We start from the raw sequence: 11662 nt of genomic DNA, 5'->3' as shown, positions 1-11662 counted from the left end.
GAGGTAGATAGGTTCGAGGTGGAAGTGTGGCGACACATGGAGCTGACGAATACTAATCGATCGAGGACTTAACCACTAACTTGAATGGTCGTTAGTCAATGTCTTTATCCAGTTTTGAGAGAACAAGCTTCTTTCAACTAAATATGTGGTCTAGTGATGATGGCAAAGAGGTCACACCCGTTCCCATACCGAACACGGAAGTTAAGCTCTTTAGCGCCGATGGTAGTTGGGGGCTTCCCCCTGTGAGAGTAGGACGTTGCTAGGCAAATAAAAACCACCACTAAATTATAGTGGTGGTTTTTTATGATTTAATGAGTTCATTTAGTCAAAAGTAAAATCACATGGAAAGGAAAACGCATATTATTAGGGATAGTAATGTCTTTTTCCTAGAGGTGGTTTTATGAATCGGCAACGCTATCGTAGAAATTTATATACATTACTTTTTATTGTAATTGCTGCAGTAGTAGTATTGATTATGAATTATCTATAAATTCATTACGCTAAACGTCATTAAACTACTGAATAAAGAGCACATCACATTCACTACAATGGCTTGTGATGTGCTTTATTCATTTATTTTAGGTATTACATTTTGAACATTTGTGATACTTTAGGTAAACTAATGGTAATGTGATTGTGAGAGGAAAATAGTTTATGGAATTTCAAATAGAAATTAATTCATTGGAAGAGACTCAAAACTTGGCAAATAATTTAGCGCAATTAGTTGGTGCTCAAGATACAATTACACTTGAGGGAGATCTTGGTGCAGGAAAAACAACTTTTACTCAATCATTTGCAAAAGGGCTCGGAATAACGAGAACTGTAAATAGTCCAACCTTTACTATTATGAAACAATATGAAGGAAGACTACCGTTTAATCATTTAGATGTTTATCGTTTAGAAGATAGTGACGAAGATCTTGGTTGGGATGAAATCTTTTTTGGTGATGCGGTCACGATAGTTGAATGGGCACATTTAATAGAAGATGTTTTACCTGATGAACGGTTAGCAATTGAGATTTTTCGGAAAGATGGGGATAGAAGGCTATTTGTTTTAAAACCTTTTGGAGCCCATTACGAAAGAATGTGTGAGGAGTTATTAGGAAAATGATTTGGTTAGGAATTGAAACCTCAAATGCACCGTTATCAATTGCGGTTGTAAAAGATGGTCAAGTATTAATAGAAATCGTACAAAATTTAAAATTAACCCATTCAGTAACAGTAATGCCAACGATTCAAGAATTATTAGAAAAGGTTAATTTAAAACCTTCAGATATAGATGGAATTGCAGTTTCGGAAGGACCAGGTTCTTATACTGGACTTCGAATTGGAGTGACAGTTGCTAAAACAATTGCGTGGTCATTAAAAAAACCTGTTGTTGGTGTATCTAGCTTAAAAGTGTTAGCTGCAAATGCTCAATTATTTAATGGAATTATTTGCTCATTATTTGATGCAAGAAGACAAAACGTATATGCAGCTTCTTATACAGAGAATTTATCAGAAACTGTCATCGAAGAACAACATATTTCCATCGATGAATTATTAGAGAAACTCAAGGAAATGAGTAAACCAGTAATGTTTGTTGGATTGGATGTAGCAATTTTTAAAGAAAAAATCGTTGAGTGCTTAGGAGAACTAGCTTACTTTGCTCCAACAAGTTTACAATTACCAAGAGCCTCAAAATTAATTGAACTTGTACAAAATGAGCCGTTACCAAGTGTAGAAGAAATACATTCTTTTGTCCCAAAATATCATCGTATTGCCCAAGCAGAAGCGGAATGGATCAAGGAACAAAAGAGAGGAAATCAGTAATATGGTACATTATCGAAAAATGACACCAGAAGATGTGGAGGCAGTTCATCAAATAGAGCTAGCTTCTTTTCCTACACCTTGGACACTTGATTCTTTTCACTATGAGATGAGAGAGAATCCTTATGCTTACTATATAGTAGCAGAAGCTAATGATGGTAATATTATTGGATTTTGTGGTATGTGGGTAATTATTGATTCAGCTCAAATTACAAATGTTGCGGTAATCGAATCTGCTCGTGGTCAAAAGATTGGTGAAGGATTAATGCGTGAGGCAATAAAAGTTGCAAAAGAACGCGGTGTGGAAGTATTAAGTTTGGAAGTGCGTGTTTCAAACATAATTGCGCAAAACCTTTATCGTAAATTAGGATTTCAAGATGGCGGTATACGAAAAGGTTATTATACAGATAATCAAGAGGATGCTCTTGTCATGTGGGTGAATTTACAATGAAAGATACAATAATATTAGCAATAGAGACAAGTTGTGATGAGACAGCAGCAGCAATTATTCGTAATGGAACAGAAATCATCTCAAACGTTGTTGCGTCACAAATTGAGAGTCAGAAACGATTTGGTGGTGTCGTTCCTGAAATCGCATCACGACATCATGTAGAACAAATTACCATAGTAATTGAAGAAGCTTTAGAAAAGGCGAATATGCAGCCTTCAGATTTAACAGCGGTTGCAGTAACAGAAGGGCCAGGATTAGTAGGTGCTTTATTAATCGGTATTAATGCTGCAAAGGCGTTTGCATTTGTTCATAACTTACCGATTATTGGGGTACACCATATTGCAGGTCATATCTATGCAAATGCTTTGGTACAACCAATGCAATTTCCACTCTTAGCCCTTGTAGTTTCTGGTGGTCATACAGAATTAGTATTAATGAAAGAACACGGTAGTTTTGAAGTAATTGGGGAAACACGTGATGATGCAGCTGGCGAGGCATATGACAAGGTAGCAAGAGTACTTAATATGCCATATCCAGGTGGACCACATATTGATCGCTTAGCACATGAAGCGGATGAAGCAGTTGAGTTTCCTCGTGCTTGGTTAGAGGATAGTTACGATTTTAGTTTTAGTGGATTAAAATCAGCTGTTATTAATTATAAACATAATATGGATCAACGTGGCGAGGAAATTAACCCTGCACATGTTGCACGAGGTTTCCAAGAGAGTGTTGTAGAAGTATTAACAACAAAAACGTTGAGAGCAGCGAAAGAATATAATGTAAAACAAGTCATTGCAGCAGGTGGAGTTTCTGCTAATAAAGGTTTACGGACAAGTTTGGAACAAGTCTTTGAGCAAGAAGGAATTGCATTTACAGTTCCTCCGCTAAAGTTATGCACAGATAATGCAGCAATGATTGGCGCTGCCGCTTCGTATATGTATGAAGCAGGTGTGCGTGGGGAATTATCGATGAATGGTGTGCCAGGAAAAGAGTTAAAAAGTTGGTAATAAGGTAGTAAAGATAAAGTGCTAGGTAATTAAAGGGGGGTCCTAAATTTTTTTGGACATCCCTTTGCTTTTTAATAAATATTTCATAGCAATTATTGCTCCTGCGGTGGTCACATTAAAATGCCACCATCCTCGTCGCAAAAGAGTGTCTCAAAACAAGTTTTCAGACACTCTTTTTTTGTCGAAATTTTTTACCTATGCTCACTTATCCACAAAAAAGCTAAGTTATTAAAAGTTCTAAGTTTTGTGGGATTTTTCTGAAAACTTATCCACAGATTATTAATATTTTTATCAAAATGTCAAGACGAACATTCGTACTTATGCACATTCTGGGGATAAGTTGTGGGTAACTTGTGATAAACCTATATATAGTGTTGATTTTTACACACATAGATGTGAATAATTAAAAATTCAAATGTGGATAATGTGGAAAAGTCTGTTGATATGTTGATATTACTAGTTTTGTAATGTGAATAATTTTGTGGAGGAATTTTATCGAAATTTGTCTATTGACCAAGATATATGTAAATTATTTTTCGATAATAAATGGTAGATGTCTAAAAAATGATTTTAAGTCTTCTATTTAATGAGTATAGAAAAGGCTGTGTAGAAAATTAAGGATTTTCAACACAGCCTAATTAATATTACCTTATTTAAGAATTTATATTCTCGAGTTCTTCATTTAACTCAAGCCATTGCATTTCTTTTTCGTCATGTTCAGATTTGGCATTGTCTAATTTGTTTTGAAGTTCCAATACTTTTTCGTGGTCACGGAAAATTTCAGGATCACACAATTGTTCTTCAATCTGAGCTATTTCCTCTGAGAGTTTATTCATCCCATTTTCAAGCTCTTCAATCGTACGACGAATTTGACGTTCTCGTTTTTTTGCATCTTTATCAATTTGTGATGTTGATTTTACAGTAGGAGCTTGCTTAATTTCTTTCGCATCAGCCGCTGCTTTCATTTCAGCTAACTCTTGTAATTCTTGTTTTTTCTCAAGGTAATAATCATAATCACCTAAATATTCAAAGGAGCCATCACTAGACATTTCAATAACCTTTGTAGCAATTCGATTAATAAAATAGCGGTCATGGGATACAAATAGTAATGTGCCTGGATAATCGATTAGTGCATTTTCCAACACTTCTTTACTATCTAAATCTAAATGGTTTGTTGGCTCGTCGAGAATAAGTAAATTCGCTTTTTGCATCATAAGTTTCGCTAAAGCAAGTCGAGCTTTTTCACCACCAGATAATGAATGAACAGGTTTCAGTACATCTTCACCACTAAATAGGAAGCGTCCTAAAATTGTACGAATATCTTTTTCATTCATTAAAGGCCATTCATCCCATAGTTCAAGAAGTACGCTTTTGTTGCCTGTTAATTTTGCTTGCTCTTGATCATAATAACCGATTTGAACATTTGCACCATACCGAATATCTCCATGCATTAACGGTAAATCTTTTACAATTGTTTTTAGTAATGTTGATTTCCCTACACCATTTGGACCTACAAGTGCAACTCGGTCTTCACGGAATAGACGCATCGAAATATTTTTTGATATTGTATTTCCTTCATAACCAATAGCTAATTCATCTATGGAAAGAACGTCATTTCCACTTTGACGATCAATGGTGAATCCAAAATTTGCTGATTTTTCATCCCCATCAGGAGAGTCCATCCATTGTGTTTTTTCTAATACTTTTCGTCGACTTTGAGCCATTTTGGTAGTAGAGGCACGGGCAATATTTTTTTGGATAAATGCTTCTAATTTCGCTTTTTCATCTTGTTCTTTTTCATACAATTTTAAATCTCGTTCATAGTTTTTTGCCTTTTGATCTAAGTAAGCACTATAGTTCCCAACATATTTAGATACATGGTGGCGACTAACTTCATATACAATTGAAACAACTTGGTCTAAGAAGTAGCGGTCATGGGAAACGATTAGAATTGCTCCATCATACCCCTTTAAATAACTTTCTAACCAACTTAATGTCTCAATATCTAAATGGTTGGTCGGTTCGTCTAGAATAAGCAAATCTGGTTTGCTTAATAAGAGTTTCGCAAGAGCAAGTCTTGTTCGTTGCCCACCAGATAATGAAGAAATTAGTTTATTATAGTCTTCAGGGAAAAATTGCATCCCATGTAATACAGAACGTGTATCTGCTTCGTACTGATATCCACCAGCATCTTTAAAATCATGTTGAAGTTGATCGTATTCAGCCATAATACGGTTATAAACTTCTGTGTTTTCGTATACAGCAGGGTCCGCCATCTTCTGCTCCAATTCACGTAACTTTTGTTCTTGATTACGAAGGGGAGCAAAGATTGTCATCATTTCATCCCAAATAGATAATGTTGATTCGAGCCCTGTATGTTGTTCTAAGTAACCTAGTTTTACATCTTTCGGTATGATAATCTCACCAGAATCATAAGACATTTGGCCAGCGATGATTTTTAGTAGCGTTGATTTTCCAGCACCATTACGTCCTACTAAAGCAACACGATCTTTATGTTGAACTTCTAATTTTACACCACTTAATATTTCATCTGTCGCAAAAGATTTATATAATTGATTTACTTGTAATACAATCATTCTTTACACCTCTGTTTCGCTAACATTAGTGTAATGGATGGGGGTGTTGTACGCAACGAGGAGACTTTACTTATTTCAACATGTTTAGTAATATGATAACGATTTCTATAAAATTTTCTTTATTAATATAATAAGGTTCAGCCTTTTAATCATGATAAAATTGCTATTGTATTGGTTATATTGTTAGGGGGATATGGTTTGAAACAGGAAATGAAAATACCGCAAGCTACAACTAAAAGACTACCTCTGTACTATCGGTTTTTGCAAAATTTCGCAAATGAAGGTAAAAGAAGAATCTCATCACAGGAACTTAGTGAGGCAATGAAAATAGATTCTGCTACGATTCGTAGAGATTTTTCCTATTTCGGGGCACTTGGCAAAAAAGGGTACGGTTATGATGTTCTTTATTTACTTGAGTTTTTTAGACAAACACTTGACCAAGACGAGGGTGCAAACGTAGCTTTAATCGGGGTAGGGAACTTAGGTAATGCATTTTTAAAATACAATTTTCAAAAAAACCATAATACAAGAATTGTAGTGGCTTTTGATTCAAAGGCACCACATGAGGGAACAGAAGTGAATGGAATTCCTGTGTATCATCCAGATCGGTTAGAGGAAATGTACCATGAATATAATGCAGAACTTGCAATTTTAACTGTATCTTCACGGTCTGCTCAAGTGATGACAGATCGACTTGCAGCAATCAACGCGAAAGGTATACTGAACTTTACGCCAGTACGTTTAAATGTACCTGAATCCATGAAGTTAATGAATATCGATTTGTCTGTTGAATTAGAAGCATTGATTTATTTAATTCGAAATAGTGACTGACGAAAAGTGTTCACATTATATATTAGCAAATTACGACAAGATGCGTTAAAATGTACATATAATAGAGGAGGTGGCTATCATGGTTGTGCATTTAAATGCAATCGGACCAGTGAGCCTAGTTATTATCGGTATTGTAGCTTTATTAATCTTCGGCCCTAAAAAGTTGCCAGAGCTTGGAAAGGCATTTGGCTCTACGCTACGTGAGTTTAAAAAAGGTACAAAAGGGTTAATCGATGATGATGATCATGACACAAAGAAAGTCATTGAACACAAGGAACAAAACAAGTAAGTTAAGGATGTCACATTAGTATGAATCCAAAAGAACTCACTGTTATTGAGCATATTGAAGAACTAAGAAAGCGTCTCTTTATATGTGCTGCCTTTTTTGTAATAGCATTAATTGGGGGATTTTATTTAGCAGAACCAATCATTAAATATATCCAACATGAAGATGCTGAAAAATTGACGCTAAACGCGTTTAACGTAGGTGACCCGCTTACTGTTTATTTAGAAGTTACATTTGTTGTAGCATTAGTGATTACGTCCCCAATCATTTTATATCAACTATGGGCATTTATTACGCCCGGTTTACATGAGACGGAACGTAAAGCAACATTAAAATATATACCTTATTCATTTATACTGTTTATTGGTGGACTAGCATTTGGTTACTTTATTTTGTTTCCAAATGTTATGAATTTTATGATGAAATTATCGAATGATCTCGATATTCAGCAAACAATCGGTATTAATGAATATTTTTCATTCCTATTTAAATTAGTTGTTCCTTTCGGGTTAATTTTCCAATTGCCTGTTGTAACACTATTTTTAGCTAGGATTGGGTTATTAAATCCAAAACTTATGGTTAAGTTCCGTAAATACTCATACTTCGTTTTGTTTGTACTGGCTGTGCTTTTGGCACCTCCAGACTTGATTTCAAATCTACTTATTGCAATTCCACTCTTTATTCTTTACGAAATTAGTATTGTTATCGCACGTATAGGATACAAGAAATACGAAGAGGCGGAAGCGTTGAGAGTAAAAGAGGAAAAAGAAGCAGAACAAAGATTGCAGGTTGAACAAGCCTTAGCAGAACAACGCCGTCAAATTGAGGAAATGCGGAATATAAAGGGATAAACAACATTAAATTAATTGTAAGGCACTTATGGGATTCTTAACGTCTCATAGGTGTTTTTTTATTCGTGATAAATGGGGCTCATTTGTAAGTGACCTACCGCTAATGGGAGCCCCGTAATTATCTGAAGGGAATTATAATGTAACAATATCTTTCTCCATGTCCGCTGTTGTTGCATTGTTAAACATACTAATAAAATTACGAGCGTTTTTGGATAAATAGCGGTTTTTGGGCCAAATAATAGTAGCCTGAGATTGAATATTACAATCTACAAATTCAAGAATTTTAATTCCGTTAGTACTAAGCTTATCCAAACTGTTGCGCGGTAAAATGGTTACTCCCAAACCTTCTTTGATGAGGGTTACAATCATAGCTAAATCAATACAATCGCAAATAATATTAGGTGTAAAACCATGTCTTCTAAATTCATCAATGATGATTTTATACGTGTTACATTTTCGATGTCGGTAAAAAGATAAGAATGGTATATCTTTTAAGCTTTTCATTTCAATTGGGCCATCTAATTGCCACTTTTCGGGTGTTACTAAAACGTATTGTTCAGCAGGTAATATCAATGAATCGAAGCGCTCATCTTCTATAGGATGCTGAATAATAGCAACATCAATTTCTTTTCGATCTAAGCTTTCTGTTAAAGCAAAGGTATCTCCTTCATTTAATTTGAAGCGTAAGTCGGGATATTCATTATTCATACTTACAATTTTATCAGTTATATAGTTTTGGCAAGTTTGATCAACGCCGATTGACAGAAGTCCTTTTATCCCTTTGCCAACTTCTTTCACTTCAAATATTGTTTCTTCAAAATTAGCCAACAATGATTTGGCTTTTTTGTAGAGGATACTTCCGGATTCAGTGAGTATCATATTACGTCCATTTCGATCGAATAACTGACACCCAAGCTCTGATTCTATTAATTTTAACTGATAACTTAGGGGAGGTTGTGCCATATGTAACTTCTTAGCAGCCTTTGTAATTTGACCTTCCTCAACAATTGTGACAAAGTACTTCAATTGTCTTAAATCCATTGGGCTCCTCCTTAATCTATACCTTTTTCATTCAGTATTCTGAAAATTACATATTTAATCTGTATGATATCATATTTTATTACATTTTAATATATAACATTTTATTGTTTGTAGTTTATTTTTTGTAATTAATAAGAGTTAGTTTAATTTGTTAAAGTGTTAGAAAAATAAAGAATCCTTTTAAACGTTGATTTTATTGGTCTTATAGGATTTTAATTAGTTAATCTGACAGTGCTTAAAATATAATAATCTGCAATTATATAACTGTATTTATTTATAACGATTAGAAATGTCTTATACTTTTTTTGTATATAATCTATACAAAATGAATTTTTTAAGTATTTAAAATATTTAGTAAAACATGTTAATCTTCTAAATAAGCTAGCAATATTTATGGAATATCTACAATTTAACTGAAAAATTCTTACTAATGTATGATATTTCTATTTTAGTGCTAGTTTGTTGCTCAGTACAAAAAGAAAAGGCTGTTTTTGTTTTTGTATTGGGGAGCAAATTTCCGTAAGCGATTATTTAGAAAAGGGGCTAATAATTGCTTACAAAAAAATTAGAGAAATAAGGGGTGTTTTGTAGTGAAAAAAGTATTCTTATCTCTGTTTGTACTGATGACTATGCTATTTTTAGCAGCATGTAATTCAGACAATGCATCAGAAACAAAAGAAACTTCAACAGAACCTGCAAAAGAAGATTCAGCTACAACTGAACCTAGTGGTGACGGTGAACCTATTAAAATCGTAGGTATCTTCTCATCATCTGGTGGAGCTGCGGCACTTGGGGAACCAGAACTAGAAACAATTAAAATGTTAGTAGAAGAGAAGAATGCTGCAGGTGGTATTAATGGTCAACAAATCGAGTTAATTACTTACGATGATAAGTCAGACCAAAACCAAGCAATCTTAGCAATGAAAAAAGCGCTTACACAAGATGAAGCAACAGTTGTAATCGGTGGAACAATAAGTGGAAATGCTCTTGCAATGTTACCACTTGCAGAACAATATGAAACTCCATATATTTCACTTGCTGCAAGTAAGCAAGTTTATGTCGATGAAAGTGGAAATGCTCGTAAATGGGTATTTAAAATGCCACAAGATGATCAATTAGCAGTTGAGCGTATTTTACAATACTTAAAAGATAAAAACTTAACGAAAGTTGCATGGTTAAATGTTGCAAACTCATACGGTACAGGTGGACATGATGAGTTTAAAAAGTATGCACCTGAATACGGAATCGAAGCAGTTATTGAAGATGAGTTCGAAGCAACAGTAAATGATGCAAAACCATTATTAACTCGTGTTAAAAAAGAAAATCCTGATGCGATTATCGTATGGGGTACAGTACAAGAATCTGCTGTAGTTATTAAAAATATCCGTGAGTTAGCATTAGAAGCACCAATTTTAGCGAGTCACGGTATTGCAACAGAACAATTTATTGAAGTAGCAGGTGATGCTGCTAATGATGTAATCTTACCAACTGGTAAATTACTTGTTGCAAATAGTTTAGAAGATTCAAATCCACAAAAAGATGTGCTAGTAAGTTATAGCAAACAATATACAGACAAATATAATAAACCAGCTAGTACATTCGGTACGTATGCAGCAGATGGATTCAATATCGCTGTTAAGGCAATTGAGTCTAAAGGTACTGACCGTGCAGCGATTCGTGACTTTATTGAAAATGAATTAGGTGAGTACATTGGTGTTACAGGTATCTTTAACATTACACCTGATAATCACATGGGTCTTGCTCCAGATAGTTTTGAAATGGTACGTATTCAAAATGGTGAATGGGTACTTGAAAAATAATATGTAAGTGACTAATGAGCATTGAAGTAACATCCAATGCTCATTATTTTTCAAATTTTTTTGATGGAGGGGGATCCTAATGGAATTACTATCTCAAATGATGCAACTGCTATTTTCAGGGCTAACACTTGGAGCAATTTACGCACTAATAGCAGTTGGCTTCGTTGTGATTTATAACGTTACCGGTATATTAAATTTTGCCCAGGGTGAATTTGCAATGCTAGGGGCACTGACTTGTATTTCGCTGGTTAATAACAATGTACCTTTATGGTTAGCGATTATCCTTAGTATTGTCATTGTTGCGGCGATCGGAGGGATATTCGAAAGAACGGCTCTTCATACAGCGAGGAAGTCATCGGTAACCACTTTAATTATTATTACAATTGGTGTTTCCATTGTGCTACGTGGGGCAGCCATTCTTATTTGGGGTACACAGGTACAAACATTACCTCCATTTACAGATAACACGCCAATTACAATTTTAGATGCAGTGTTGTTGCCACAAAATATTTGGGCTGTAGGTATATCGATTGTCATATTAATTTTAATGATGTATTTCTTCAATTACACATTTGTAGGGAAATCTCTTACTGCTTGTGTAGTAAATCCATTTGCGGCACGTTTAATGGGGATTAACCCTGAAAAGATGTCTTTATTTGCGGTTATCGTAAGTGCTGGTGTCGGTGCATTAGCAGGAACAGTTATCGCGCCAATTTCAGGTGCAACTTATGATATGGGGATGATGCTAGGGATTAAGGCATTCGTAGCAGCGGTAATTGGTGGTTTAACGAACGCACCAGCAGCAATAGCAGGAGCATTTTTAATTGGAATTCTTGAAGCGTTTACTGAAGGGTTATGGTCTTCAGGATTAAAAGATGTTGTCACATTCACATTCTTATTGCTTATTCTGTTCGTTAAGCCAGAGGGACTATTTGCAAAGGCTTCTGGAAAACGTGTATAGGGGGATTCA

General features: G+C 34.8%; 11 protein-coding genes and 1 rRNA gene. 10 read left to right on the top strand and 2 right to left on the bottom strand.

Going from position 1 to position 11662, the window contains the following annotated elements; all coding sequences use genetic code 11:
- Window positions 1-149 precede the first annotated feature (149 nt).
- The 5 genes from rrf to tsaD all read left to right on the top strand — a co-directional run bounded on the left by rrf (window position 150) and on the right by tsaD (window position 3266).
- Window positions 150-265, top strand: a 5S ribosomal RNA gene (rrf, locus tag D8M03_RS08540).
- Window positions 266-654: 389 nt separating this feature from the next.
- On the top strand, window positions 655-1110 hold the full coding sequence (gene tsaE / locus D8M03_RS08535) for a tRNA (adenosine(37)-N6)-threonylcarbamoyltransferase complex ATPase subunit type 1 TsaE (RefSeq protein ID WP_121214345.1): 456 nt from the start codon (window positions 655-657) through the stop codon (window positions 1108-1110).
- Window positions 1107-1811 carry a tRNA (adenosine(37)-N6)-threonylcarbamoyltransferase complex dimerization subunit type 1 TsaB gene (tsaB, locus tag D8M03_RS08530; protein ID WP_121214344.1) on the top strand — a complete coding sequence of 235 codons (705 nt, stop codon included), beginning with the start codon at window positions 1107-1109 and terminating at the stop codon, window positions 1809-1811. The genes tsaE and tsaB overlap by 4 nt, the downstream gene beginning before the upstream one ends.
- A gap of 1 nt (window position 1812) precedes the next feature.
- Window positions 1813-2259, top strand: a complete 447-nt coding sequence (gene rimI, locus D8M03_RS08525) for a ribosomal protein S18-alanine N-acetyltransferase (RefSeq protein WP_121214343.1) — start codon at window positions 1813-1815, stop codon at window positions 2257-2259.
- Entirely contained in the window at window positions 2256-3266 is a 1011-nt protein-coding gene (gene tsaD, locus D8M03_RS08520) for a tRNA (adenosine(37)-N6)-threonylcarbamoyltransferase complex transferase subunit TsaD (protein ID WP_121214350.1), read from the top strand. Before rimI ends, tsaD begins: the two co-directional genes overlap by 4 nt.
- A gap of 653 nt (window positions 3267-3919) precedes the next feature.
- Here tsaD and D8M03_RS08515 read toward each other — a convergent pair.
- Window positions 3920-5863 (bottom strand): ABC-F family ATP-binding cassette domain-containing protein, encoded by a 1944-nt coding sequence (locus D8M03_RS08515; protein ID WP_121214342.1) that lies wholly within the window; start codon window positions 5861-5863, stop codon window positions 3920-3922.
- A 198-nt stretch (window positions 5864-6061) separates the two neighbouring features.
- Between D8M03_RS08515 and D8M03_RS08510 the strand changes: the two genes are divergently transcribed.
- From D8M03_RS08510 to tatC, 3 genes are all read left to right on the top strand, one after another.
- Window positions 6062-6694, top strand: coding sequence for a redox-sensing transcriptional repressor Rex (locus D8M03_RS08510; protein ID WP_097072378.1), 633 nt, complete (start codon window positions 6062-6064; stop codon window positions 6692-6694).
- A gap of 79 nt (window positions 6695-6773) precedes the next feature.
- Window positions 6774-6983, top strand: a complete 210-nt coding sequence (locus D8M03_RS08505) for a twin-arginine translocase TatA/TatE family subunit (RefSeq protein WP_121214341.1) — start codon at window positions 6774-6776, stop codon at window positions 6981-6983.
- A gap of 20 nt (window positions 6984-7003) precedes the next feature.
- Window positions 7004-7831, top strand: a complete 828-nt coding sequence (tatC, locus tag D8M03_RS08500) for a twin-arginine translocase subunit TatC (protein WP_121214340.1) — start codon at window positions 7004-7006, stop codon at window positions 7829-7831.
- A 132-nt stretch (window positions 7832-7963) separates the two neighbouring features.
- Here tatC and D8M03_RS08495 read toward each other — a convergent pair whose 3' ends face one another.
- Complete coding sequence (locus D8M03_RS08495; RefSeq protein WP_121214339.1) at window positions 7964-8872, bottom strand: LysR family transcriptional regulator; 909 nt, start codon at window positions 8870-8872, stop codon at window positions 7964-7966.
- 590 nt (window positions 8873-9462) lie between these two features.
- Here D8M03_RS08495 and D8M03_RS08490 point away from each other — a divergent pair.
- Both D8M03_RS08490 and D8M03_RS08485 read left to right on the top strand, forming a co-directional pair.
- Window positions 9463-10692: an ABC transporter substrate-binding protein gene (locus D8M03_RS08490; RefSeq protein ID WP_121214338.1), complete on the top strand. Its 1230-nt coding sequence runs from the start codon at window positions 9463-9465 to the stop codon at window positions 10690-10692.
- 79 nt (window positions 10693-10771) lie between these two features.
- Window positions 10772-11653: a branched-chain amino acid ABC transporter permease gene (locus D8M03_RS08485; protein ID WP_121214337.1), complete on the top strand. Its 882-nt coding sequence runs from the start codon at window positions 10772-10774 to the stop codon at window positions 11651-11653.
- Window positions 11654-11662: the final 9 nt, after the last annotated feature.

Source organism: Ureibacillus endophyticus, from assembly GCF_003628435.1.
Classification (GTDB): domain Bacteria; phylum Bacillota; class Bacilli; order Bacillales_A; family Planococcaceae; genus Ureibacillus; species Ureibacillus endophyticus.
This window is presented reverse-complemented; position numbering and strand designations above follow the sequence as displayed.